The organism is Exiguobacterium sp. s123, assembly GCF_018617075.1.
GTDB lineage: Bacteria > Bacillota > Bacilli > Exiguobacteriales > Exiguobacteriaceae > Exiguobacterium > Exiguobacterium profundum.
Genome location: NZ_JACSJL010000003.1, coordinates 123,069 through 147,668 on the forward strand (window position 1 = coordinate 123,069; position 24,600 = coordinate 147,668).

Annotated in this window: 25 protein-coding genes; 12 read left to right on the forward strand and 13 right to left on the reverse strand. The window is 47.9% G+C overall.

Annotation, left to right across the window (positions count from 1 at the left end; genetic code table 11):
• Positions 1–73 precede the first annotated feature (73 nt).
• Positions 74–1,135 carry a Fe(3+) ABC transporter substrate-binding protein gene (locus KNO72_RS07150; RefSeq protein ID WP_015880417.1) on the reverse strand — a complete coding sequence of 354 codons (1,062 nt, stop codon included), beginning with the start codon at positions 1,133–1,135 and terminating at the stop codon, positions 74–76.
• Between the two features lie 226 nt (positions 1,136–1,361).
• Here KNO72_RS07150 and KNO72_RS07155 point away from each other — a divergent pair, with 226 nt between their 5' ends.
• Together KNO72_RS07155 and KNO72_RS07160 are read left to right on the forward strand one after the other, a co-directional pair.
• Positions 1,362–1,928: a TetR/AcrR family transcriptional regulator gene (locus tag KNO72_RS07155; RefSeq protein ID WP_214688922.1), complete on the forward strand. Its 567-nt coding sequence runs from the start codon at positions 1,362–1,364 to the stop codon at positions 1,926–1,928.
• A gap of 32 nt (positions 1,929–1,960) precedes the next feature.
• Positions 1,961–5,113 (forward strand): efflux RND transporter permease subunit, encoded by a 3,153-nt coding sequence (locus KNO72_RS07160; protein WP_214757593.1) that lies wholly within the window; start codon positions 1,961–1,963, stop codon positions 5,111–5,113.
• A gap of 39 nt (positions 5,114–5,152) precedes the next feature.
• Here KNO72_RS07160 and KNO72_RS07165 read toward each other — a convergent pair whose 3' ends face one another.
• Entirely contained in the window at positions 5,153–5,638 is a 486-nt protein-coding gene (locus KNO72_RS07165) for a P-loop nucleotide/nucleoside kinase family protein (RefSeq protein ID WP_214757594.1), read from the reverse strand.
• A 119-nt stretch (positions 5,639–5,757) separates the two neighbouring features.
• Between KNO72_RS07165 and KNO72_RS07170 the strand changes: the two genes are divergently transcribed.
• From KNO72_RS07170 to KNO72_RS07195, 6 genes are all read left to right on the forward strand, one after another.
• The gene (locus tag KNO72_RS07170) at positions 5,758–6,111 is read left to right on the forward strand and encodes a CidA/LrgA family protein (RefSeq protein WP_214685057.1); all 354 of its coding nucleotides are present in this window, start codon (positions 5,758–5,760) and stop codon (positions 6,109–6,111) included.
• Positions 6,108–6,782 carry an LrgB family protein gene (locus tag KNO72_RS07175; protein WP_214685055.1) on the forward strand — a complete coding sequence of 225 codons (675 nt, stop codon included), beginning with the start codon at positions 6,108–6,110 and terminating at the stop codon, positions 6,780–6,782. The genes KNO72_RS07170 and KNO72_RS07175 overlap by 4 nt, the downstream gene beginning before the upstream one ends.
• 97 nt (positions 6,783–6,879) lie before the next feature.
• Positions 6,880–8,118: a peptidase T gene (pepT, locus tag KNO72_RS07180; RefSeq protein WP_214757595.1), complete on the forward strand. Its 1,239-nt coding sequence runs from the start codon at positions 6,880–6,882 to the stop codon at positions 8,116–8,118.
• A gap of 52 nt (positions 8,119–8,170) precedes the next feature.
• On the forward strand, positions 8,171–8,635 hold the full coding sequence (locus tag KNO72_RS07185) for an SACOL1771 family peroxiredoxin (protein WP_078146074.1): 465 nt from the start codon (positions 8,171–8,173) through the stop codon (positions 8,633–8,635).
• A complete protein-coding gene (locus tag KNO72_RS07190) occupies positions 8,622–9,341 on the forward strand; it encodes a DNA/RNA nuclease SfsA (protein WP_214757596.1) in 720 nt (239 codons plus the stop codon). Before KNO72_RS07185 ends, KNO72_RS07190 begins: the two co-directional genes overlap by 14 nt.
• A gap of 165 nt (positions 9,342–9,506) precedes the next feature.
• Positions 9,507–11,132, forward strand: coding sequence for an ABC-F family ATP-binding cassette domain-containing protein (locus KNO72_RS07195; protein ID WP_015880408.1), 1,626 nt, complete (start codon positions 9,507–9,509; stop codon positions 11,130–11,132).
• A 30-nt stretch (positions 11,133–11,162) separates the two neighbouring features.
• Here the strand turns inward: KNO72_RS07195 and KNO72_RS07200 are convergent, their stop codons facing one another.
• Entirely contained in the window at positions 11,163–11,912 is a 750-nt protein-coding gene (locus KNO72_RS07200) for a FixH family protein (protein WP_214757598.1), read from the reverse strand.
• A gap of 265 nt (positions 11,913–12,177) precedes the next feature.
• On the opposite strand from KNO72_RS07200, the gene KNO72_RS07205 reads away from it, so the two are divergent.
• Both KNO72_RS07205 and KNO72_RS07210 read left to right on the forward strand, forming a co-directional pair.
• Entirely contained in the window at positions 12,178–13,368 is a 1,191-nt protein-coding gene (locus KNO72_RS07205) for a LysM peptidoglycan-binding domain-containing protein (protein ID WP_214757600.1), read from the forward strand.
• 65 nt (positions 13,369–13,433) lie between these two features.
• The gene (locus KNO72_RS07210; protein ID WP_214685047.1) at positions 13,434–13,697 is read left to right on the forward strand and encodes an LlsX family protein; all 264 of its coding nucleotides are present in this window, start codon (positions 13,434–13,436) and stop codon (positions 13,695–13,697) included.
• A 26-nt stretch (positions 13,698–13,723) separates the two neighbouring features.
• Here KNO72_RS07210 and KNO72_RS07215 read toward each other — a convergent pair whose 3' ends face one another.
• From KNO72_RS07215 to KNO72_RS07235, 5 genes are all read right to left on the reverse strand, one after another.
• Positions 13,724–14,161 (reverse strand): hypothetical protein, encoded by a 438-nt coding sequence (locus KNO72_RS07215; protein WP_214685045.1) that lies wholly within the window; start codon positions 14,159–14,161, stop codon positions 13,724–13,726.
• Complete coding sequence (locus tag KNO72_RS07220; protein ID WP_214757602.1) at positions 14,158–15,483, reverse strand: PepSY-associated TM helix domain-containing protein; 1,326 nt, start codon at positions 15,481–15,483, stop codon at positions 14,158–14,160. The genes KNO72_RS07215 and KNO72_RS07220 overlap by 4 nt, the downstream gene beginning before the upstream one ends.
• Before the next feature lie 216 nt (positions 15,484–15,699).
• Entirely contained in the window at positions 15,700–16,968 is a 1,269-nt protein-coding gene (gene aceA / locus KNO72_RS07225) for an isocitrate lyase (protein WP_214757604.1), read from the reverse strand.
• Between the two features lie 75 nt (positions 16,969–17,043).
• On the reverse strand, positions 17,044–17,340 hold the full coding sequence (locus KNO72_RS07230) for a hypothetical protein (RefSeq protein ID WP_015880380.1): 297 nt from the start codon (positions 17,338–17,340) through the stop codon (positions 17,044–17,046).
• A complete protein-coding gene (locus KNO72_RS07235; RefSeq protein WP_214757606.1) occupies positions 17,337–19,520 on the reverse strand; it encodes a malate synthase G in 2,184 nt (727 codons plus the stop codon). The genes KNO72_RS07230 and KNO72_RS07235 overlap by 4 nt, the downstream gene beginning before the upstream one ends.
• Positions 19,521–19,701: 181 nt before the next feature.
• On the opposite strand from KNO72_RS07235, the gene KNO72_RS07240 reads away from it, so the two are divergent.
• A complete protein-coding gene (locus tag KNO72_RS07240; RefSeq protein ID WP_078146066.1) occupies positions 19,702–20,148 on the forward strand; it encodes a MarR family winged helix-turn-helix transcriptional regulator in 447 nt (148 codons plus the stop codon).
• Positions 20,145–20,780, forward strand: coding sequence for a nitroreductase family protein (locus tag KNO72_RS07245; protein WP_015880377.1), 636 nt, complete (start codon positions 20,145–20,147; stop codon positions 20,778–20,780). Before KNO72_RS07240 ends, KNO72_RS07245 begins: the two co-directional genes overlap by 4 nt.
• Positions 20,781–20,818: 38 nt before the next feature.
• On the opposite strand, the gene KNO72_RS07250 is transcribed toward KNO72_RS07245, so the two are convergent.
• From KNO72_RS07250 to KNO72_RS07270, 5 genes are read right to left on the reverse strand one after another with little or no spacing between them, the layout of a single operon-like run.
• Entirely contained in the window at positions 20,819–21,481 is a 663-nt protein-coding gene (locus KNO72_RS07250) for an NAD(P)H-dependent oxidoreductase (RefSeq protein ID WP_015880376.1), read from the reverse strand.
• 16 nt (positions 21,482–21,497) lie between these two features.
• Positions 21,498–22,109: a class I SAM-dependent methyltransferase gene (locus KNO72_RS07255; protein ID WP_211781939.1), complete on the reverse strand. Its 612-nt coding sequence runs from the start codon at positions 22,107–22,109 to the stop codon at positions 21,498–21,500.
• Positions 22,106–23,113 (reverse strand): ABC transporter permease, encoded by a 1,008-nt coding sequence (locus tag KNO72_RS07260; protein WP_214757608.1) that lies wholly within the window; start codon positions 23,111–23,113, stop codon positions 22,106–22,108. Before KNO72_RS07260 ends, KNO72_RS07255 begins: the two co-directional genes overlap by 4 nt.
• Complete coding sequence (locus KNO72_RS07265; RefSeq protein ID WP_214757611.1) at positions 23,110–23,784, reverse strand: ABC transporter ATP-binding protein; 675 nt, start codon at positions 23,782–23,784, stop codon at positions 23,110–23,112. The genes KNO72_RS07260 and KNO72_RS07265 overlap by 4 nt, the downstream gene beginning before the upstream one ends.
• A gap of 41 nt (positions 23,785–23,825) precedes the next feature.
• Complete coding sequence (locus KNO72_RS07270) at positions 23,826–24,554, reverse strand: GntR family transcriptional regulator (RefSeq protein ID WP_074035076.1); 729 nt, start codon at positions 24,552–24,554, stop codon at positions 23,826–23,828.
• Positions 24,555–24,600 lie beyond the last annotated feature (46 nt).

A 24,600-nucleotide genomic window follows, 5' to 3' on the forward strand; every position in this document is an offset into this window, starting at 1 on the left:
ATCCCGTGTAGCGCTTAGGGTGTGAAGAACGCAAAAATCTCCGGCCTGAACTCTCGTTCAAGCCGAAGTCATCTTACTTCCAACCCACTTCGTTAAAGATGCGGATTGCTTCTTGTTGGTTTTCACCAAGTGCAGAGAGGTTGATGTCTTGCTCTTTGAACTCGCCCCATGATTGAAGAAGTTCGTTCGGCTCAACCGACTCGTTGACTGGATATTCGTAGTTCACACTCGCAAACTTTTCTTGTGCTGACGGTTCTGACATGAACTCCATCAATTTTTGAGCGTTTTCTGTATTCTTCGATGCTTTCGTCATCGCGATACCCGAAATGTTCACGTGTGTGCCTGTTGTATCTTGGTTCGGGAAGAAGACACCGAGCTGTTCAGCGACTTTCTTCTCTTCTTCGTCTTCAGAATTCAACATGAGCCCCATGTAGTACGTGTTCATGATGGCCACGTCCCCCTCACCGGCGACGACCGCTTTCGCTTGGTCACGGTCGTTCCCTTGTGGGTCGCGTGCCATGTTGTTCACTAAGCCCTTCGCCCACTCTTTCGCTTCATCGACCCCGTTCACTTCGATGAACGATGCGAGGAGTGAGATGTTGTACATGTTTTCAGATGGACGGACGAGTACTTTGCCGTTCCACTGTTCTTCTGTCAACGCTTCATACGTCGACAAATCTTCTGGTTTCACGCGATCTTTTGAGTAGACGATGACACGCGCACGTTTCGTCAAACCGAACCATTCGTTGTCCGTGTCACGATATTTTTCAGGAATGTTTGACTCAAGCTCATCGCTATCGACCGCTTGAAGATGTCCTGCTTCTTTTGCCTGATACAAGTTTCCGGCATCTGCTGTAATGAAGAGGTCTGCTTCTGTGTTTTCGCCTTCCGTGTTCAAACGCTCGAGAAGTTCGTCACTCTTTCCTTCCACCACGTTGACTTTGATGCCTGTTTCTTCTTCAAACTGCTTGTATAATTGTTGATCGACATCGTAGTGGCGACTCGAGTAAACATTGACGACGTTCGAATCGTCTGAGCCTTCATTTGAAGTTGTCTCATCTGTGCTTGCACAAGCGGCAAGGAGCGATGTCGTTAACGCTGCTGAAATTCCTAAAGCTGCATATTTTTTGTTCATCTGTCATTCCCCCACGTTCGGTTATTTCTCTCTGGTAATGATAATTACTCTCAGTACCTATCATCACTGATAATCATTCTCACGTCAAGACTTTTCTGCAATCGCTATCACACTATATGTGTACTTGGTGACAGTTTTGAGGACATCATTTCTTGACTTCAAAAGAATACGAACGATATAGTAAAATCAAACAAACCGTCTGGTCGGTACAGAAAGAGGTGAAGATATGTCAAACCGATCGAACGTTACAAAGCAAAAGCTGTTGGATGCGGCAACCGACATCATCATGAACCATGGCGTGCACCAACTTACCTTAGATGAAGTCGTCAAGACTGCGGGTGTATCTAAAGGTGGACTGCTTTATCATTATCCTTCAAAAGAAGCGTTGATGACGGCGATGGTCGAACGATTACAACAAGAACAAAACGAGCTATATGCTTCATTGCAACAAGAAGGTCATGGACCTGTCGAGGCGTTCGTTCGTCTATTTGATGAAACGAAGTTACATCCTGAGCGTGCTGCCATCCAAATCGACGTCGAGAAGATGATTGCATTTCTCACGTTGTTCGAAGTCGACCAAGAGTACGCCAATCGTTGGAAACATGATTTAGATACGTTCTTCGCACAGTTCCAACAAACGGCCGACCCGGTGGAAACCATGATCATTCGTTATGCACTCGAAGGTATGATGATGTCCGAACACTTCGGTGTCGGTGTTCCCCCTGCCGAACTCAAACAAGCGATTATCGCACGCTTGATTGAACGAGCCCACGACATCGATCGTGAGTCATAAAACAACATAATAATAGAGGAGATTAAAAATCCATGCAGAAAATCACGTCCTTCTCCGTTAACAACAAGTTTGCGGTTTGGTTGATGACGATCATCTTGACGGCCGCCGGTCTTTTCGCCGGTCTGACGATGAAGCTCGAGACGTTACCGGACATTACGACTCCGACCGTCTCGGTCACAACCATTTATCCAGGTGCATCCCCTGAGCAAGTGCTCGAAGAAGTCAGCACCGTGTTAGAAGATCGCCTTCAGAATTTAAATGGTGTAGAACAAGTTCGTTCTTCATCGTTCCAAAACGCTTCAAACATCCAAATCGATTACGATTTCAATACCGATATGGATGAAGCGGAGCAACAAGTCAAAGATGCGTTAAGCAACATCGAATTGCCGGAGTCGGCACAAGACCCTCAAGTGTCGCGTCTCAGTTTCGACGCTTTCCCGGTCATCGGGGCTGCCATCTCGGATGAAAGCCTAGATTTGGCCGAATTGACAAAACTCGTCGAGGAAGAAGTACAGCCTGCTCTTGAAGGAGTGGAAGGTGCGCAAACCGTCCAAATTGCCGGGCAAGAGATTCGCCGCGTCGAACTTCAATTCGACCAAGAAGCGCTCGCAGAATACAATTTGACAGAAGACACGGTCAAACAATTGATTCAAGCGAATGACGCTCGGATTGCGCTCGGGTTATATGAATTAGGGGATACGGAGCAAGCGGTCGTCATCGACGGCAAGTCGGAGACACTCGAAGCGTTCCGCGACATCCAAATCCCTTACTCACCAGCACAATCAACGCCGACGACACCGTCTGCCCCGACTGAATTGCCACCTGGTCAAACGCCAGACGTGCCAACAGAGGTCCCGACGGAAACACCATCGGCATTACCACCGAACGTTCCGACGACGGCTCCGACTGTCGCGTTGAGTGAACTTGCGACAATCGAGGACAAAGGAATCGAAGAATCGATTTCTCGCTCGAACGGTGAACGTTCAATTGGCGTACAAGTGACGAAGACACAAGATGCGAACACGGTCGATGTCGTCAACGCCGTCAAAGAAGTATTGAATGACTTCGAAGCTGAAAACGATACGGCGAATGTATCGATCACACTCGACCAAGGACAACCGATTGAAGAGTCGGTCGAAACGATGTTGTCTAAAGCATTACTTGGTGGGTTGTTCGCTATCCTCATCATCTTAGTGTTCTTACGTAACTTCCGATCGACGATCATCGCCGTCATCTCGATCCCGTTGTCGCTTCTCATGGCACTCATCGTCTTGAAGCAATTGGACATCACGTTGAACATCATGACGCTCGGTGCGATGACCGTTGCGATTGGTCGCGTCGTCGATGACTCCATCGTCGTCATCGAGAACATTTACCGTCGACTCACGCGTTCGAACGAACCACTTCGCGGTAAAGAGTTGATTATCGCGGCAACAAAAGAAGTATTCATCCCGATCGCCTCGTCGACCATCGTCACGATTGCAGTATTCTTGCCGCTTGGATTTGTCACTGGTTTTGTCGGTGAACTGTTCTTGCCGTTCGCATTGACGGTCGTCTTCGCATTACTCGCTTCGTTACTCGTGGCGATCACGGTCGTACCAATGATGGCCGACTCGTTCTTTAAAAACCGCGACAAGTTGAAACCAGAAGAAGGTCCAGGCAAGCTCGCGGAATGGTATCGTGGCGTCTTGAACTGGTCACTGAACCATAAACTCGTCGTGTTCGGTCTCGCGACTGCCCTATTGATTGGTAGCTTTGCCCTTGTCCCAGCGATTGGGGTCAACTTCTTGAATCAGGATTCGGAGAAGACGTTGTTCGTCACGTTCGACCCAGAACCTGGTCAAACACTTGAAGATTCGATTGCCGCAGCAGAAGTGGCAGAAGAATACTTCATGGAAGAACAACCGAACGCAACCGATGTTCAGTTCACGGTCGGTGGAGAGAACCCGCTGAACCCCGGAAACAACAAACAAGGAATCTTCATCGTTCAATATGATCCAGATACGGAAGACTTCGCGGATGTGAAGTTAGCTGATATCGAGAAATTGAACGAACTCGCTTCGAACGGGGAATGGAAAGAACAAGACTTCTCAGGTGGCGGCGCAACGAGCGGTGTCACATACAACGTCTATGCCAACTCCCTTGAAGATTTAGAAGCCATCGTGCCGACTTTCATCGAAACGATTGAAGAGGAAACGGATTATGTCCGTCAAGCGACATCTGACTTACGTGAGTCCTATGTACAATACACGTTCAACGTCGACCAACAGGCCGCTGCAGAAGCCGGTGTGTCGGCAGGTCAAATCGCGCAAGTCATCAGTCAGTTTCAGGCACCAGAAAGTCCACTTACAAGTGTCACAGTGGATGACAAACAGTTAGACGTCGTCATCCCGAGCGAGCAAGTGACGTATGACAGTGTCGATGACCTGCAAGCACAAGAAATCACGACACCGTTCGGACCACGCCCGATTTCAGACTTCATTGAAATCGAAGAAGGCACAACACCGGACACACTCGTCGAGCGGGACGGAAAACTGCTTGCGCAAGTAAGTGTTGAACTCAGCACAGATAAAGCGACAGAAGCGTCTGCTGCGATTGAAGAACGCGTATCGGACATCGAGCTCCCATCTGGCGTCTCGTATGATGTCGGCGGTGTAACGGAACAGATTCAAGAATCGTTCACTCAGCTCGGTCTTGCGATGCTCGCCGCGATCGCCATCGTATACTTGGTTCTCGTCATCACATTCGGTGGGGCACTCACGCCATTCGTCGTGTTGTTCTCACTTCCGTATGCGATTATCGGGGGACTCGTCGCCCTTCTCATCACGGGTGAAACGATTTCGGTTTCTGCCTTGATCGGGGCACTCATGTTGATCGGGATTGTCGTCACGAACGCCATCGTTTTGATTGACCGCGTCATTCATAAAGAAGAAGCTGGTTTATCAACACGTGAAGCGTTACTTGAGGCAGCGGGCACACGCCTTCGCCCAATCTTGATGACCGCACTCGCGACAATCGGTGCACTCGCACCACTCGCACTCGGTCTCGAGGGTGGCGCACTCATCTCGAAAGGTCTCGGGGTCACCGTGATTGGCGGACTCACAAGTTCGACACTTCTCACGTTGCTCATCGTACCAATCGTCTATGAGTTCTTCGCACGATTCCGTAAGAAAAAACAAGCATAAGCCTAAAACATGCGTAGCGGTGTATCCGCTACGCATGTTTTATTTTTCAATGATATGTAGGTGTTCCGTATCATCTGGCGCTTCAAAAAATGAAGTCACATGATGAAAGACTTCTTCGGTATCAAATGCGGCTCGTTCCGGTTCCGAGATGCGACGTTTCTGAATCTGTCGAAGACATTGTTCATCACTTCGGTTGAGATAAATCAGACGGTGATTCGCCCCAGCATGTTCTGACAATTGTAAAAACCAAGATCGTGACGATTTTGTATTTGCCGGGAAATCCATCACTACATGCATCCCGAGTCGCAGCAACTGTTGGACATGAGATTCAATTAGTGGCTTCAGTAGCCTAGCATGCTTTTGATAGTCCTCAAACGTATGAATTTGATTCGGATATAACGTAGATAACCATTCATCTTCAGATAAGAGAACCGCTCGTTGTTCAGCAGCCATTTGCTTGGCCATCGTTGATTTTCCAGCCCCCATTTTTCCACATAAAAAATAAAGTGTTCCCTTTTCTTCCATCGCGCTATCTTCCTCCTCTTCATCAAGTAGAATAAACGTATCATACCCTTTTCTTGACCTCTCTCGTTGAATTTGAGAAAATTCATACGTTTTGAATGACGTGAAAGGAAGTCATGTATATGAAATTATTAAAATGGATGATTGGGCTCGCTCTTTTATTCGGATTGAGCACGCTCGGAAACTGGATTGTTGAGACGTTCTCGTGGAAAGTACCAGGCAGCGTCATCGGCATGGTGCTGTTGCTCATTCTCTTAGTAACAAAAGTCATTCGCGTGGAATGGATTGAGGACAGTGCCGGATATTTGACGAAGCATCTCGCCTTCTTCTTCATCCCTATTGCCGTCGGCCTTATGGCGTACGGCACGTTGTTAAAAGCTGCCGGCATCCCGCTCCTTATCACGTTACTCGCCAGCATGGCGGTGGGTATGGTCGTGACCGCGTTTGTTTCCGGGAAAGAAGGTGAGACATCATGACATACGTTTGGATCGGATCGACGATTCTCGTGTATTCGCTCAGTCGTCGACTTTCCATGAAGTGGGCATCTCCGTTCACCAATGTCGTCTTCTTAAGTACAGCGATTTTGATTCTTCTGTTACTCGTGACAGGACAGTCCTATGATGCGTATGAACCGGCTACCGATCTCATCACCATCTTACTCGGACCAGCGACTGTCGCCCTCGGATTACCGCTCTATCGCAACTTACCCGTACTACTCGCACGGGCAAAGCGAGCACTGAGCGCGATTGTCATCGGGTCACTTTCCACAATCTTCGTGGCTGTACTTTTCGGCAAGTTATTTTCTTTCACCGAAAACGTATTGATTGCACTATCGGTCAAATCGGCGACGTCCCCGATTGCCCTTGAATTGGCTCGACAACTAGAGGGGGATGCAACACTTGCGGCCTCGATCGCCGTTGCCTGCGGTATTTTAGGGGCGATGCTCGGACCGGTCTTATTGACGTGGATTCGTATGGACGACCCGTTCACGCGTGGACTCACACTCGGCACAATCAGTCACGGGATTGGGACCGCTCAGGCGGCAACGGAACATCCGTTGTCCGGTGCAACAGGTGGTGCCGCAATGGGATTGACCGCAATCTTCACCTCGTTTATCTTGCCGATTCTATATCCGTTTCTCTTTTGAACAGGTCGCGTCCATCGATGGGCGCGACTTTTTTGTTTCGACTTCGATTGCGCGTGATAAACTAATGAAGATGAAACTTATTAGAGGAGGGCAATCCATGCAAGCAAAATTAATTGAACGCTTAATGACGTACGCGAAGATTGATACACAGTCGGATTTCACAAGTACGACAACACCATCGACGGCCAAACAATGGGATTTGATTCGCCATTTGGAGAAAGAATTAAAAGAACTCGGTCTGACAGACGTCGAGACGGACGAATACGGGTATCTCTTCGCCACACTTCCGAGTAACGTCGATCATGATGTACCGACTATCGGCTTCCTTGCCCACGTCGATACGGCGACCGATTTCACAGGAACGAACGTCTCCCCTCAACTCGTCGAGCATTATGAAGGTGGCGACATCGTCTTGAACGAGTCGCGTCATGTCGTGTTATCACCAAAAGACTTCCCAGAACTGGACGGGTATGTCGGGCATACGCTCATGACAACGGACGGCACGACACTCCTCGGTGCGGACGATAAAGCAGGAATCGCTGAAATCGTCACAGCGATCGAATACTTATTGGCTCATCCTGAGATTCCACACGGGCCGGTCCGCATCGCCTTCACACCGGATGAAGAAATCGGACGTGGACCACATAAATTCGATGTCGCCCGATTCAATGCGGACTTCGCTTACACGATGGACGGCGGTCCACTTGGAGAGTTGCAGTATGAGAGTTTCAACGCAGCCGGTGCGACCGTCACCTTCCACGGGACGAACGTGCACCCAGGTAGCGCCAAGAACAAGATGGTCAACTCGATGAAGCTTGCGATGGCGTTCCAAAACCGTTTGCCTGCTGATGAGGCACCGGAACGTACGAGCAACTACGAAGGGTTCTTCCACTTGAACGGCTTCAATGGGGACGTCGAGAAGACGACGCTTCAATACATCATCCGCGATCACGACAAACAAAAGTTCGAAGCACGTAAAGCGTTGATGGAGAAACTTGTCCTCGAATGGAAACAAAAATACGGGGAAGAACGGATTGAACTCCAGATGGAAGATCAGTATTACAACATGGCCGAGAAAATCGAACCAGTGAAACACATCGTCGATACCGTCGCTGACGTCATGCGCGGCCTTGGCATCGAACCGAAGATTGAACCGATTCGTGGTGGGACAGACGGATCGCAACTTTCTTACATGGGCCTTCCGACGCCGAACATCTTCACAGGTGGCGAAAACTATCACGGGAAGTTTGAATACATCTCTGTGAACAACATGGAAAAAGCAACAACGGTTATCATCGAAACACTTCGCACATTCGCGAAGCGCGCACAAGCATAACACATGCGCCTCCAATCGTTCTCTTTTACACTAGAGACATTGGAGGCGATTTTTGATGAAGCATACATTTAGCATGAACCTCGGCTGGGATGGCGGACGAAATGACGTCGGTACCCTCGAGGCCGAGCGATTAAAGACACAGATTTCGATCCCACCCGAGATGGACGGTCCCGGAGTCGGCACGAATCCGGATGAGATGTTACTCGGGGCAGCGGCCACGTGTTATATCATCACCCTCGCAGCCGTACTCGGACGGAGTGACCTGACTCACCGTGGCATCACGATTGATGCGGAAGGCATCGTCGATGTGACGAACGGCATCTTCACTTACGAGACGATTCGCTATGCGACAACGATTCAAGTACCTACAGAGATGACGGATCGAGAGATCACACTTGTTGAACGCATCGCGAAAAAAGCGAAAGATCAATGTATGATTTCACGCGCACTCGCAGGAAATGTAGCATTTGAGTTGAATACCGTCATTTCACGTAAAAGTGGCAATGATTTTATTTGAAGAACCTTTGAAAAAAGCGATAATTGTAAACAGACGTAATCGCTTTGTCATGGACGTACTCGTTGATGATTTGCTCACGCCTTGCCATTGTCCTGTAACAGGAAGGATTGGAGATATTATATTTGAAAACATCCCCTGCCTCGTCTCAGAAACCTATGACTCGAATCGTAAAACTCGCTTTACAGTCGAAGCCATTTCAGTCGATGGTGAACAATGGATTGGAATCAATCAAGGTCGTGTAAACGACTATGTTGAAGCTTTCTTACTCGAGAACCAGCTTGATGCTTTCTCAACCCCGAGGGGAATCAAACGTGAAATAGTAACTGACGGTGCACGGATCGATTTTCAGATTGATGGAATCTTCATGGAAGTGAAGGCTCCGCTCAGCGAACTACTCACTATTCCTCTCCCACACTTTAAACGTAGACGAGTGAAACGACCCATCGAAACAGAACGTTTGATTCGTCATCTCTACGCTCTGATTTCCACTCTACCCCAAACCGGAAGAGCAGTCCTCTTATATGTTTTTTTATATGACGCACCAATTTATACCGGTAATCCCAACCGAAAACAAGACCATCTAATTCGTCAATTGATTAACGATGCGATACCTTCCGGATTAGAAATATGGCAACTGAACTGCACTATTTCCCCTGAAGGAATTCGTTTACTTCGTTGCTTTGACACAACGTCTCACTTCAAGTAACCAAATGTATTAAGTGAAACGTTATGTTTTTACTAAACATATGATATGTTGGGAATTACCGAATAGAGTCATTTTTCACTTCCACTCTTTACGCGACTGCGCGTTTTTCAAAAACGTGATACAATACACGTCGTAAACTAATCAGAAAAACGAGGGATACCATACATGATTACAGTAAATAACGTCAGCCTACAATTTGGCGGTCGCAAATTGTTTGAAGAGGTGAACATCAAGTTCACGCCAGGCAACTGTTACGGATTGATCGGTGCGAACGGTGCCGGAAAATCGACATTCTTAAAGATTTTATCAGGTGAACAAGATACGACGACGGGTGATGTCAGCATCACACCAGGCGAACGTCTCGCTGTCCTCAAGCAGGACCACTACGCGTATGAAGACAGTGCGGTTCTCGAGACCGTCATTATGGGTCACGAGCGTCTCTACAAAGTAATGAAGGAAAAAGACGCCATCTATATGAAAGAAGACTTCTCAGATGAAGACGGCATGCGCGCAGCTGAACTCGAAGGTGAATTCGCTGAGTTGAACGGTTGGGAAGCCGAGTCAGAAGCGTCGATGGTCCTTCAAGGTCTCGGAATCTCTGAAGCGCTCCACCAGAAACAAATGAGCGAACTCACAGGTGGGGAGAAAGTCAAAGTCCTTCTTGCCCAAGCGCTCTTCGGTAAGCCAGATATCCTCCTCTTAGACGAGCCGACCAACGGACTTGACCTAAAAGCGATTCAATGGTTAGAAGAATTCTTGATCAACTTTGAAAACACAGTCATCGTCGTTTCCCACGACCGTCACTTCTTGAACAAAGTCTGTACGCACATGGCCGACCTCGACTTCGGAAAAATCCAATTGTATGTCGGGAACTACGACTTCTGGTATGAGTCTAGCCAACTCGCTACACGTATGGCGGCAGACCAGAACAAGAAGAAAGAAGAGAAAATCAAAGAGCTTCAAAACTTCATCGCACGTTTCAGCTCGAACGCATCGAAAGCACGTCAAGCGACGTCTCGTAAGAAGTTGCTCGATAAGATCACACTTGATGACATCCGTCCGTCGTCACGTCGTTATCCGTTCGTCGGATTCACGATGGAGCGCGAAATCGGAAACGATGTTCTCTATGTCGATAACGTATCGAAGACAATCGATGGTGTAAAAGTACTCGACAACGTCACGTTCTCACTCAACAAGACGGACAAAGTCGCATTCGTCGGTCGTTCGGACGTTGCCATCACGACACTCTTCAAAATTCTCATGGGTGAGATGGAGCCAGACACAGGGTCAGTCAAATGGGGCGTCACGACAACTCAGTCATACTTCCCGAAAGACAATTCGGAGTACTTCGAGGGCTCAGAAAAGAGCATCCTCGACTGGTTGCGCCAGTTCTCACCTGCCGATGAGTCAGACACGTTCCTTCGTGGATTCCTTGGCCGCATGCTCTTCTCAGGTGAAGAAGTCATGAAGAAGGCGTCTGTCCTCTCAGGAGGAGAAAAAGTACGCTGCATGCTCTCGAAGATGATGCTCTCGAACTCGAACGTACTCGTCCTTGACGATCCGACGAACCACTTGGATCTCGAATCGATTACGGCACTCAACAACGGTCTCGAGTCGTTCAAAGGCGTGCTTCTCTTCAGCTCACATGACCATCAGCTCATCTCGACGATCGCGACACGCATCATCGAAGTGACTCCGAATGGCATCGTGGACAAAGAAGCAACATACGATGAGTACTTGGAGAACGAAGCGCTTCAACAACAAGTTGAATCCCTTTACCAAAATGCATAATAAAAAATCGGCTCAACGTGAGCCGATTTTTTATTTAACGTTTACCGTCTCCATGACGTGCTCATGAATATCATGACCTTTCGTGACATGGACTTGAACGTTGTATGCGCCTGATTCAGCAAAGGTGTGTGCACCTTTATACATCCCAGTATCTGCTTCCTCTAACTTCACCCACTCATGCTTCTCTGCCCCGTCTTGGAAGATTTCGAGTTGTACTTCCGCCCCTGCGAGCATCTCGTCTTCAATCATGACGTGTACCATGAATGGTTGTTCTTCCCCTGCTGTCGCCTCTTTCGGATCAAGCGTGATATCCGCTCCAGCGTGGTGATGATGCTCACTCTCTTCTTCTGCTTCAGCAGCCGTTTCTGGATGTCCAACCGTCACGTTTGTCGTCGGCATGGTGTGCATCGAACGCGCTGACACGTGAACCTGGACCGTATAGACCGCTTCTTCCGCGAACGTCGTCTCCGCTTCATAGACACCGTCTTTCGTGAGTGACGCCTTGATCATCTCACTTTCTTCCTTCGCATCGTTCTTCCATACTTCGAACTTGATTTCATCCGCATCGTCTACAGGTTGACCATCTTGCGTGACTGTTACTGATAAAGGTACCGCCTCTCCCTTTTCAGCCGTTGCCTCTACCGTCAACTCTGCCTCGACCGGTTCCATTGACTGTGGAACAGCCGCGCTCTCCGCTTCTTTCTCAGTACCACACGCACCGAGTACGAACAACCCGATGAGTCCAAACACGACCCCAAACCGTGTCATCATCTTTTTCATCATAAGTCCTCCTTATAAATCGCTTACATCTTTCACACATTGTTCATGATACCATCTCTTTCCAAAAAGAGTGTGAGCATTCTGTGATATATCCCACGATACATTCTCACAAATTTCACACATATAGTTGAATCAAAATTTATTGAGTACATTTCCGAATTTTAGTCCATCATTTCTAAAAAGGGGTATATAAAATATATCAAGGTCAATCATTTGGAAAGTCTTAACATCAAGAGAGTTACATCATGAATGGAGGCGAATTCAGATGAAACGTAAGGTCATTCGTGGGGCGATGGCACTGTTCATCTTATTGGCGATGGTGATCACACAATCGATTTCCGTCAGTGCCGCCGCTTCAAAATTTGTCACGAGTGTGAACACGACGAGCAAGGTCGTCGCATTGACGTTCGATGACGGGGCAGACGGGGCGAACACGAACAAGATTTTAGACATTTTAGCAAAAAACAATGTCAAAGCCACTTTCTTTTTAACGGGGTCGGGCGCAAATAACCATCCACAGTACATTAAAAATATCGCCGCAAAAGGACATCAACTCGGAAATCACTCGTATACACACCCTGACTTCACCAAACTGACTGCCACGCAGATGAAATCCGAACTCGACCGCACGGAAGCTTTGATTAAATCGTTGACCGGAAAAACGACAAAACCGATTTTCAGAGCCCCTTTTGGTGCAGTGAATAGTACCGTATTGAGCGGTGTCGGGGCTTCAGGATACGGATACACGATTCAATGGAACATTGATACGGTTGACTGGAAAGGATTGACCGCGAGCCAAATCAACACGAAAGTTCAGACTAACATCAAACCGGGTTCAATCGTCTTGATGCATACCGGAGCCGGGGCCCCGGGTACACCGCTCGCACTCCCAACGATGATTTCACAACTCAAAGCAAAAGGGTACAAATTTGTCACGATCTCACAATTACTTGCATATCAAAACGCATCGACGAACAAAACGTATACCGTGAAGTCAGGTGATACGTTGTACAGTATCGCACGGACATACGGAGTCACCGTCTCGGCGCTTGCTGCCGCCAACAACATTACGAACTACAGCTTGATTTATGTAGGACAAGTGCTCATCATTCCAGGAACGACCGTTACACCACCTACGACGACCGTGAAATACACCGTGAAATCGGGCGACACACTCTACAAGATTGCGACGATGTACAATACGACCGTCGCAAAAATCGCAGCTGCCAATAACATCGCAAACGTCAACTCCATCTATGTCGGACAAGTGCTCGTCATCCCAGGTACGACGGTCACACCACCGACAACTACGGTAAAATACACGGTCAAATTAGGGGACACGCTGTACAAGATTGCGACGATGTATAACACAACTGTTGCGAAAATCGCGGCCGCCAACAATATCACGAACGTCAGCTTAATCAGTGTCGGGCAAGTGTTGACCATTCCGAAATGATTGCCTCGTGAATCTTTTCCTCAGCTTGTGACGTATCGTATACAAACAGGAAAAGAGGAAACGCTATGACTCGAACCGTAATCCGTGTCAGTACTACCGCATTCATCGGACTTTTGGTTTCAATTGCCACATTCTCGATTTTGATTTGGCTCGGTTATGAACAAGCACTCACATCCGGTGAGCCGATCCAATTCTTAACACGTGAGATTTATCAATTCGAGAAGGGAATCGGGGTCGCCAACCAGAATCAAATGGCCATCCTCGGTGCCGGATTTATGGGCATTGCCGTTCTCATTGGAGAGATCGGGATACGTCTTAAACGAAAGTAACCGCTGCATACGCAACGGTTACTTTTTTAATGCTGATGTTCACCACCATGGTCGTGTGAGTGAACGATTGGTTGCTGCAATTGGTCGATTTGGTCTTGCGGTACATCACCGACAATCATCCATGCGGACGGCGTATAGACCTTCTGCCCTTCATGGACCATGCCGTTCACTTGGTAGATTCCCTGATCGAGTTTCACGCTCGTCACGAGATAGCCATCCTTTTCTGTCACTTCATACGTCCGGGTCTCTTCCGAATCGTAAGGCGTGACTTGAATATGGCTTTCTGTCACACGTTCATCATTCGATATTTTCATCGCAAGCGTCGTCGAGCCAACTTCTACACGTTCAGGTACGATCAGTTGAATGCCAATCGGATCAACGGTGCGTTCTACTGGCTGAAGTTGACACGCACCTAACCAAATCGTCGCTAGGATGACAGGAAGGACTGCTTTAAATCGTTTCATGCCGCCACCTCCGCTTTCAACTTCCGGCGCCCGACTAACCAATCAAATAGGAGAACGACAAGAATACTGATCCCTGCGAGCGGTAATGTCACACCAAGAAGTAGAATCAAAATACCGACGATTCGTTTGATCCGTTCGTCCTCAAACCGCTTCATCTGTTCGATCGATCCGATTCTCCGTTTGCGCCACATCACGAACGAGCTGATGACCACGAAAATGAGACCTAGACAAAGTGCGACCCCAACCAATTGATTGAGCAAACCGAAGAGGCGACCTTCATGGAAGGCGATTCCGACCGTAATCAGTTTTCCGAGAACCCCGTAATCTGCGTATGTCACAGAGCTGAGTGTTTCACCACTGTATTGATCTAAGTTCACCGTCGCTTCTTTAAATGGATGTCCCGCTGCCGATGTGATAGTATAGACGCCTGTTTCGCCTTCCGGAAGCGAGATCGTGTACGGTCGATCAATCGTGGACTTGTTAACCACTTGATTCAAATCAATCGGCAACAGCGTACTTGGAGAAGAAGTTGGAACGAGATCTGCTTGGGTCGCCCAAGGTACGTCTTCTGCCACATCTTTTGTCGTCACGGTCGATTCCGGCTTGGTACCAAACGCATAGGCATACATCGGTGCTCCCGTGTTTGTCGACGAGGAAACCCACTGCAACATCGCACCCGAAACGGATGACCAGGCAAGACCTGAACTGATGATGATGACGAGACCTAGCGATGACCATAAGGCGACGCTACCGTGCATCTGTTTCCACCACTGCCGGCCTTTCCCGAGCTTCGGCACAAGCATCCGAATCGGATTCTTTCCGCGCGGCCAGAATAAGAAGGTCCCTGTAATAAGAAGAATGATTGCCCAGGATGCTGCGAGTTCGACGACCCAGTTTCCGATTTGACCACCTAATAGTGTGCCATGAATCACAACTAATAAATCCATGCTACCTTCAGCAGACCGTGTTCCTAAAACTTCTGTCGTTTCTGGATGAATATATGTATACATCATCTCGTCTTCGTTCATCCAACCGATTCGAGTCGATTCACCTTCATCCGGCAAACGAATCGATGTGATCATCGCATCCGGATATTCTGTCATGAATGATTCCTTTTGGACTTCTATCGGCTGTTCTTCCGTGAAAGATGCCGTCATCATGTCTTTGTATTGCATCTTTGTTACTTGCGGTTCAAATAAATAAATGCTTCCTGTCACAGCCAAGATAATGAAAATCGGTGCAAATATGAGACCTGCATAAAAATGCCAACGCCACACCGCTTGGTACCAAGCGTTACGTTTGTTCAACCGTTCCCCTCGCATGATGCTTCCCCCTTTATCATTGTGTCCAACTTGTGAACAGATTGAGTATACAAAGAATGGAAACGGTTTATTCTTACTATTTGTGACAACTATTCGTCGAATTGGAGAAGTGAAAATGAACTTTGATTCATCTTTTTTTCACATATTCATCGAACTGATTCACACACTTTCACATAAAGAAAGAGACACCAACAAGTTGGCGTCTCCAAAATATGATCAATTTGTGAACTGCTCTGCTTCTGTCGATCCAGCCAGTGCAGTCGTTGATGATTGCCCACCCGAGATGACGAGCGAGACTTCATCGAAGTAACCCGTCCCGACTTCACGTTGATGACGTGTCGCCGTGTAACCGTGTACTTCAGCCGCAAATTCTGCTTGTTGTAACTCCGAGTACGCTGCCATGCCGCGATCTTTGTACCCGCGTGCGAGCTCGAACATGCCGAAGTTGAGCGCGTGGAATCCAGCGAGTGTGACGAACTGGAACTTGTAGCCCATTGCACCGATTTCTTGTTGGAACGTGGCAATCTCTTCGTCTGACAACTTCTTCTTCCAGTTGAACGATGGTGAGCAGTTGTAAGCGAGAAGTTTGCCTGGATACTTCGCATGAATCGCTTCGGCAAATTGACGTGCCTCTGCTAAATCTGGTTCGGACGTCTCACACCAGACGAGATCTGCATACGGTGCATAAGCGAGACCGCGAGCAATTGCTTGCTCGATACCAGCTTCCGTACGATAGAAGCCTTCCGGCGTACGCTCTCCAATGATGAACGGATGATCGATTGGGTCGATGTCGCTCGTGATCAAGTTCGCCGCGTGCGCATCTGTCCGCGCTACGATGATCGTTGGGACGCCCATGACGTCTGCCGCGAGTCGCGCCGAAATCAAGTTTTTCACAGCCGTCTGCGTCGGGAGCAACACCTTCCCACCAAGGTGACCACATTTCTTCTCAGACGAGAGCTGGTCTTCGAGGTGAACGCCGGCAGCCCCCGCTTCGATCATCACCTTCGTCAATTCGAATACGTTGAGTACCCCACCAAAACCGGCTTCCATATCTGCGACAATCGGTGCGAACCAATGCGTGTCGCCTTTCCCTTCTGCCGTTTGAATTTGGTCGGCACGTTGAAGCGCTTGGTTGATTCGTTTGACGACACTTGGCACCGAGTTGGCCGGATATAGACTCTGGTCCGGATACATGTGACCTGACAGGTTCGCATCCGCCGCTACTTGCCAACCACTCAAATAGATGGCTTCGAGTCCTGCTTTCACTTGCTGAATCGCCTGGTTCCCTGTCAACGCACCGAGTGCATGGACGTAGTCACGCTCGTGCATCAATTGCCACAGGCGTTCCGCTCCCTTTGTCGCAAGCGTATGTTCAATCACGATAGACCCTCGTAATTTCATGACGTCTTCTACAGAGTATGGACGTTCTACCCCTTCAAATCGTTCTGACTTCCAGCTGTTCAACAATTCTTCGCGTTGTTTCATCAATAAACCCTCCTGTATTATATTAATTTTATAAAATTAAATTTGTTATATAACAGATGGTGCGAACGAAATGATTTAGTCGAGGTAAGCGCAGCATTCTAACGCTGCCTTAAACGTCGAATGCTCCATCCCGCAGCAACGACAGACATTTTCTTCGTCACGGTCCTCCGGTTTGCGGAAAACGACGACTTCATCGATCGGCTCTTTCATGATTTGGAGCGAACCGTCTGCACGATCCAAGACGAGGCGCATCAAGTCGTTTCCGTATACGAATGCCGTATTCGCAAGTGATGCTGTCGATTCTCCAGATACGATGCGGCGGACGACCCAACGTTCAATCAACTGTTCGCTTTCCATTTTTTTCGTTGTCATGATGAGGTTCCTCCTTTAAGGTTTAACTCCACAGTTTGACGTTTCATAAATTCACGGCGGCGACGATGTAAGATTGGCTCCGTGTACCCGTTTGGCTGTTTCAACCCATGAAACACGAGTTCGTGGGCGGCTTGATAGGCGATTGACTGATCAACGTTCGGCGTCATCGGTCGATAATTCGGGTCTGACTCGTTTTGCTCATCGACGACTCGTGCCATCCGATAAAGGGTGACCTCGACTTGTTCTGCTGAACAGATGCCGTGATACAACCAGTTGGCCACGTGTTGACTCGAAATCCGGAGTGTCGCCCGGTCTTCCATCAGTCCGACATGGTGAATATCCGGCACTTTCGAACAACCGACACCTTGTTCGACCCAACGGACGACGTACCCGAGCAATCCTTGCAAGTTGTTCTCAAGCTCTTCTTTAATCTCTTCTTGCGAATAGATGCGCATCGCGAGCGGGATATCAAGAAGCTGTTGTCGTTCGTGTTTCAAAACAGGCTGTTGCATCAATTCTCGCTGTACATCAAAAGCATCGAGTTGATGATAGTGCATCGCATGGAGTGTCGCCGCGGTCGGTGAAGGTACCCATGCCGTCGTTGCCCCGGAGCGTACGTGTGCCAATTTTTCACGCATCATATCCTGCATTCGGTCGGGCATCGCCCACATCCCTTTTCCGATTTGTGCTTGATGATGGAACCCACTCTCGAGACCGATCCATACATTCAACCGTTCATATGCAGTGAGCCAAGGTGACGTCTTCATTTCTCCCTTCCGACGCATCGGTCCGAGCGTCATCGAGGAATGAATCTCGTCTCCCGTCCGGTCAAGGAAGCCCGTGTTGATGAAGACGACCCGTTCTTTTACTTGCGCGATACAATTTTTCAAGTTGAGCGACGTTCGTCTTTCTTCATCCATCACGCCGACTTTTAACGTATAGCGAGGAAGGTCCAGCAGATTTTCCACGGCATCAAACAAAACATTGGTGAATGCCACTTCTTCAGAGCCGTGCATTTTCGGCTTGACGATGTAAATCGATCCTTCCCGAGAGTTGAGACGACGATGAAGATGGCGACTTGCAATCAATGAAGTAAAGATGGCATCAACGACCCCCTCTGGTACCTCGCAACCTTCTGCATCAAGAATCAAGTCCGTCGTCATCAAGTGTCCAACGTTCCGAATGAACAAGAGCGCGCGTCCTGGGAGGACGACTTCCACCCCACCTTTTCCAAGCAAACGCTTGTCTTCGTTTAAACGCCGAGAGAGTCGCTTCCCGTCTTTTTGGAACGAGGCTTCAAGCGTCCCATCCATTAGACCGAGCCAATTACGATACAGATGAACTTTGTCTTCCGCGCAAACGGCTGCGACCGAGTCTTCACAATCCACGATTGCGGATAGGGCTGATTCGAGCTCGATGTCCATCAGTCCAGCAGGATCAATCTTTCCGATCGGATGCTCGCGGTCGAATTGAAGTTCAACGTGCAAGGCATTGTGCTGGAGCATCAACGTCTTCAACTCGTTCGGTTCCCCGGTGTAACCGACGAAAGAATCATCTGCGAACGAATGCTCGTCGTCCCCGATTACCGCATAAGCGACATCGTCACGAACGACGTATCGTGTCACTTCCTTGTGCGACCCTGATGGTAGCGGGAACGTGTCATCCAGAAACTGTTTCGCTAACCGAATGACCTCATTACCGCGAACGGGATTATATGCTCTTCCCTTTTCCATACCGTCTGTCTCGTCAATCATGTCCGTCCCATAAAGAGCGTCGTAGAGACTTCCCCATCTGGCGTTGGCGGCATTGAGTGCATATCTGGCATTGTCTAACGGTACGACGAGTTGCGGTCCCGCTTGATGAGCGATTTCGCGATCGACATTCAACACGTCGATATTAAAATCTTCGACGACCGGTTCGATATAGCCGATCGACGTTAAAAATGTCTCGTATTCGATTGGATCGACTTCGTCTTGCCTGCTGTACCATTCCTGTAACAATCGCTCGAATGTCTTGCGCTGCTCTAGAAGTGTCTGATTCACTGGAATGAAACGCTCTAGAAGCGATTCGACCCCTTCCCAAAAATCATTGATTTCATGAGGTTCAAGAACGTTTTTATTCACAAATTCGAGCAGTTTCTCATGAATATGATACTTATCTAGTCGTTCATAGTGTTCCAAGCGTTCACATCCTCCTTTAATCATTGTTATATATCAGTTGGTTATAATATAGACTATTATATAACAGTTTGACAACCTATTTTTTAAAACTTTTTATTTGAAATATCGTCAGGTTGGGTTTACTATACATTGTGTGACCCATCAATGATTGAATCATCAATGATTTGAGGAGGCGATGTGCATGCGAGATTCTTGCTCGCTTCGTGATCAAATTCTCTATCACATCATCACTGTACAAAAAGAATTAGGGCAATTATTCGACTCTGAAATGGACGGGCTCAGCTTGAGTCGCTACGACATTTTGAGCAACTTGTATCACGTCGGTCCATTGCGGCAACGTGAATTGCAACAGCGCGTCGATGTCGACCATGCCGCCATCACCCGACACTTGAAACAGTTAGAGACACAAGGACTCATCACGCGGAGACGCTGTGAACAAGACAACCGTGTCATCTATGTTGAGTTGACAGACGATGGTCGTGAACAAATTGCACATTGGACTGAGCAAAAAGAGTGCTTAACGGACCGACTTTTTGTCAACATGAAGGTAGAGGATCAACAACAGTTATTAGCATCACTCACGATGTTACAAGATACTATTGACCATGAAAGGAAGACTACAATATGAACACTGCCACACAAAAAGACTTTATGGAGATTGTCAAAGGACGCCGCTCGATTCGTGTATACGATGAGAACGTCAAAATTTCAAAAGAAGAAATGACACAAATTCTTGAAGAAGCGACAACAGCTCCTTCATCCCTTAACTTACAGCCATGGCGCTTCGTCGTCATCGATAGCGCAGAAGGAAAAGAAACACTCCTCCCACTCGCAAGCTTCAACAAACGCCAAGTGGAAACATCTTCAGCTGTGATCGCACTCTTCGCCGACTATCAGATGGCAGATTACACAGAAGAGATTTTCGATACAGCAGTAGAGCGCGGTATGATGCCGGCTGAGGTCCGTGACCGTCAAGTCGACATGATCAAAGGCATCTTCAAAGATGCACCGAAAGAAATGATCAAAGATAGCATCATGCTCGATTCAGGTCTCGTTGCGATGCAGCTTATGCTCGTCGCACGCGCACACGGATATGACACAAACCCAATCGGTGGATATGATAAAGCGAACATCGCTGAAGCGTTCGGTCTCGACAAAGAGCGTTACCTCCCAGTCATGCTTCTCTCTATCGGGAAAGCAGCCGAAGAAGGTTACCCATCAGTCCGTTTCCCAGTCGACCGCATCACAGACTGGAAATAATTCAAAAAGATCAATCGCTGAGGCGATTGACCTTTTTTTCATCCGATATATTTGACGACTTCGTTAAAATCACGACGTGTTTTCGGTGCAAAGTCGCGCGCTCGATACCCAAATGCGACCATGACTGAAAGTGACCATTCCCCACGTTCCATCACACCTTCTGAGATTAACAACTCATCGATCTCCTCTTGATTGAACCCTTCAATTGGGCATGAATCGATCTCGATTTGTGCGGCAGCCGTCATCATGTTCCCAAGAGGGATATATGTCTGACGCTTGATCCATTCCTGGAAGACACGCTCATCGTCTAAAAGACGGTAGTCGTTCTCCTGGAACTCTTGCACTCGTTTCACGCGCTGTGCGTACTCTTCTTCCGTCCGTCCTTGTACGCCTGTGACGATGTGACGAATATAGTCTGCATCGTAACGCATGGCTTTCGGTGTTCTTGCGAGGATCAACACAAAGTGACTGGCAGTCAGGGCCTGACCTTGCGCTCCCCATGCATGATCTTTAATCTTTTGGAGTAAATCTTCCCGACGCACCACGACGAATTGCCATGGCTCGAATCCGAACGAACTCGGCGAAAGACGTCCCGTCTCTAAAATGAACTCCATGTCCTCTTCTTTGATTTTACGATCCGCATCGAACGCTTTCGTCGCTTGACGCCAACGATACGCTTCTAAAATGTCTTTCTTTTTCATCGTGCTCACTCCTCCTTTACCAAGATGACTCCATCATATCAAACCGATAAATCAAAAATCGCTCATGAAGATTCTTCAGCGGCAATCGCACCGTTTGTACGTACTGAAAAGGCGTCTCGTCGTTCAAATAATGGAGGTACTCATCCGCCGGATAATATAAAATCACATCGACCGGGCGAGGAACCGTTTCAACAGATTCGATGATGTTGGCAATCACTTGGCGGAAGACGTTCACCGAGAACGGATTAAAGAAGTAGAATCGATTCGCATCCGGTGGAATCATGAATCCCTCCGCGAATCCCTGTTCCAATTGAACACTTCCCCGATTACGATGTTTCTTCGTATAGCTCATCCAATTTTGAAGTGCCTCCTCATGAAATCCACCGTCCATCTCGACACCGATTGCCCTGACACGAAACGTATACGCTAAATAGAACGGCAGACGTCCTTTTCCCGAACCGAAATCCACGATGGTATCTGTGGACTCTAACGGATACGCATCCCGAAGCAAATCGAGTGCTTCGTAAGGAGTCGGTTCATAACGGTTATACTCGGCTGAGGACGGGAATCCTTGCTGAGGTTTGGCCGTCTCGATTTGTAACAGTTGCTCATACTGCTGTTCGTTCATGATGAACCTCTTTCTTGAATGGATTGAAAGAATGGATGTCGCTCCATTTCTCTCGTGAACGACGTCTGTTCTTGATAGGCGACATACAACAGATAAATCGGAACCACTAGTTTGAACCAACTTGGGAGAAGAATCACGCTCGTGATCCCGAGCGGAATGAGTCGAAACCATAAATTCCGATGACTCGGCGTTCTAAAGTACATAAGGAGTGCCATCGTCCGTCTGACGGTGCCGAAGCGATTCGGTCTCGGTCGATACAGGGGACGTTTCCGCTCACTCGTCTTCTCGATGGCTCCTGACGTCGTCAACAGGACACGATCGAATGAGGCACGCTCACGTTCTCCGATTTCAATTTCTCGACCGACACTCGGATGTTTCGACACCCATCCTTCCCCTACGTATAACGCAAATGTGACCATGATGCTTCCGATCAACACACTAAGCAATATCGACTCAATCAATAACGCATACACGCCTACAAAAGCAAGGAGTACGATTAAAAATCGCTTCATGAGATGGGCGTGTCGGAGACGTAGATGATACTGGACCCATGCGTGACACCAAGCGAGTAGAAAAAGTGCAGCCCCAAACGCGAGAATCTCGCCCACGTCCCTTCCTTTTACGTATAGAATCGGTGCAAGCAACAGCAGATAGCATCCATATTGAATCACGTGTTGCGTAAGTTGATACCAAACCGAATACCTTTTTAAATCCCGAATCATGCTCCGGTTTGACACAAGGATGAGATCGGCACGCTCAATCCAGACAAACATACGGTCTTGCCACATGAACCATCCAATCAGAAGTGCCCAGAGAAAATAAGGGATGTCACCTAACCAGGGGAAGTTCCCTTCCCAGACTTGCCAGTAGGAATAGCCTGCCCATATGAGAAGAGGAAGGACACCGTATAAAAAAATCGTCCAGTCGACAATCAATCGGACCGTCTTCCATTGCTGTTTTATGTACCGGGAGACACGCATCCAAAACAATCGTTTCGCAATCATCGCATCGCCACATCTTCCATTATGTCAAACAAGGTCATCCCCTCTGTATCGAGCGCTTCACGAATCTCCACTTTCGTCCCACTCGCGAGCAGTTGTCCATCATCAATCCATACGAATCGGTCGCATAATCGCTCGGCCGTATCAAGAACGTGTGTGACTAATAAGACACTTGCCCCCCTCGTACGCTCCGCTTCTAACAGTCGAAGTAACTGAATCGTCGTCGTCGCATCCAATCCGATAAATGGTTCATCGACAATCAATACCCGCGCTTCTTGAATGAGCGCCAATAGAATCATCGCCTTCTGTTTCATCCCTTTTGAAAAAGAGGAGAGATACCGATCGGTCACATGCTCTAACCGGAATAGCTGTAGCAACTCCTCCGTTTTTTCTGTTGAATCGATTCCCGTTAATTCTTGGACGAGTGCAATATGTTCAGATAGCGTCAAATAATCATAGTAGACCGGTTGTTCCGGGATAAACGCATAGCGTTCCATCTCGACCGTTCCCTTCATCCAAGGAATCGTTCCGGTAAGACAGGCGATGGTGGTCGTTTTTCCCGCACCATTCGACCCAATCACCCCTAAAATCTCACCTGCCCGTACATCAAACGAAATGTCTTGGATGACGGGCTCGTTTATCTCGTATCCTGCTTGTTCAATTTTCACATCCACGATGGGTCCTCCTTACGAAAAAGTCGCCATCGCGGCGACTTTTACTTCACAATATTGACCGATGAAAACACAAATTTATCGTATCGATGACGGGCAAACGAATACTCGAACGGTTTCCCGTTACTTAAATAGACCACTTGCTCGACTTCGATAATCGGTTCAGTGATATCATTCTTCAAGTAAGCTTGGTCGTACTCATCCGGTTTATCTGCTCGAATCACTTTATGCGAGCTTGTAATCGTATAACCCAGATCTTCTTGAATATACGCATACACGGATTTTTCCAAAATTTCACGTGTGATTCCTGTAATGAGGTTAGCAACCATGTACGTCAATTCGATGACATACGGCTCATCGTCTACGTAACGCACACGACGTATTTCATAGACCGGTTCTGTCAGCTCAATCATGAGATGATTGGCGACTTCCTGACACGGAAACTTCACCTCAAAATTCAGGACTTCACTTCGTAACGAGCGATCTCCGATTACTTGAGTCAGCCCTCTCGTTTCTTTACTAATCACGTTGATGCGATCTTTTTGGAAGCTCGACTGTAAAATGAATGTTCCTTTACCACGTTTACGATAAATCAGCCCTTCCATGACGAGAATCTCAAGCGCACGTTTCATCGTCATTCGGCTCACCCCAAACTCTTGGGCCAAATGGATTTCATCAGGTAATGCATGTTCTAGCGGATAAACGTGTTCAATAATTCTTTTACGAATTTCATCAGCAATGGTTTCATATTTCGGTTTTTTCTTAGTAGACATATAGCACCTCATGTATAGACATATATGTACAATATATCAAAAAAAG

Bases quoted from the DNA above. Each gene is read 5' to 3' on its own strand.
- KNO72_RS07240 (WP_078146066.1), top strand. From the start codon at position 19,702: ATGCGAGATTCTTGCTCGCTTCGTGATCAAATTCTCTATCACATCATC.
- KNO72_RS07270 (WP_074035076.1), bottom strand. From the start codon at position 24,554: ATGTCTACTAAGAAAAAACCGAAATATGAAACCATTGCTGATGAAATT.
- KNO72_RS07215 (WP_214685045.1), bottom strand. From the start codon at position 14,161: ATGAAACGATTTAAAGCAGTCCTTCCTGTCATCCTAGCGACGATTTGG.
- KNO72_RS07175 (WP_214685055.1), top strand. From the start codon at position 6,108: ATGACATACGTTTGGATCGGATCGACGATTCTCGTGTATTCGCTCAGT.
- KNO72_RS07155 (WP_214688922.1), top strand. From the start codon at position 1,362: ATGTCAAACCGATCGAACGTTACAAAGCAAAAGCTGTTGGATGCGGCA.
- KNO72_RS07190 (WP_214757596.1), top strand. From the start codon at position 8,622: ATGATTTTATTTGAAGAACCTTTGAAAAAAGCGATAATTGTAAACAGA.
- KNO72_RS07250 (WP_015880376.1), bottom strand. From the start codon at position 21,481: ATGAAAAAGAAAGACATTTTAGAAGCGTATCGTTGGCGTCAAGCGACG.
- KNO72_RS07210 (WP_214685047.1), top strand. From the start codon at position 13,434: ATGACTCGAACCGTAATCCGTGTCAGTACTACCGCATTCATCGGACTT.
- KNO72_RS07200 (WP_214757598.1), bottom strand. From the start codon at position 11,912: ATGAAAAAGATGATGACACGGTTTGGGGTCGTGTTTGGACTCATCGGG.
- KNO72_RS07220 (WP_214757602.1), bottom strand. From the start codon at position 15,483: ATGCGAGGGGAACGGTTGAACAAACGTAACGCTTGGTACCAAGCGGTG.
- KNO72_RS07255 (WP_211781939.1), bottom strand. From the start codon at position 22,109: ATGAACGAACAGCAGTATGAGCAACTGTTACAAATCGAGACGGCCAAA.
- KNO72_RS07205 (WP_214757600.1), top strand. From the start codon at position 12,178: ATGAAACGTAAGGTCATTCGTGGGGCGATGGCACTGTTCATCTTATTG.
- pepT (WP_214757595.1), top strand. From the start codon at position 6,880: ATGCAAGCAAAATTAATTGAACGCTTAATGACGTACGCGAAGATTGAT.
- KNO72_RS07245 (WP_015880377.1), top strand. From the start codon at position 20,145: ATGAACACTGCCACACAAAAAGACTTTATGGAGATTGTCAAAGGACGC.
- KNO72_RS07150 (WP_015880417.1), bottom strand. From the start codon at position 1,135: ATGAACAAAAAATATGCAGCTTTAGGAATTTCAGCAGCGTTAACGACA.
- aceA (WP_214757604.1), bottom strand. From the start codon at position 16,968: ATGAAACAACGCGAAGAATTGTTGAACAGCTGGAAGTCAGAACGATTT.
- KNO72_RS07170 (WP_214685057.1), top strand. From the start codon at position 5,758: ATGAAATTATTAAAATGGATGATTGGGCTCGCTCTTTTATTCGGATTG.
- KNO72_RS07165 (WP_214757594.1), bottom strand. From the start codon at position 5,638: ATGGAAGAAAAGGGAACACTTTATTTTTTATGTGGAAAAATGGGGGCT.
- KNO72_RS07260 (WP_214757608.1), bottom strand. From the start codon at position 23,113: ATGATTGCGAAACGATTGTTTTGGATGCGTGTCTCCCGGTACATAAAA.
- KNO72_RS07230 (WP_015880380.1), bottom strand. From the start codon at position 17,340: ATGACAACGAAAAAAATGGAAAGCGAACAGTTGATTGAACGTTGGGTC.
- KNO72_RS07195 (WP_015880408.1), top strand. From the start codon at position 9,507: ATGATTACAGTAAATAACGTCAGCCTACAATTTGGCGGTCGCAAATTG.
- KNO72_RS07160 (WP_214757593.1), top strand. From the start codon at position 1,961: ATGCAGAAAATCACGTCCTTCTCCGTTAACAACAAGTTTGCGGTTTGG.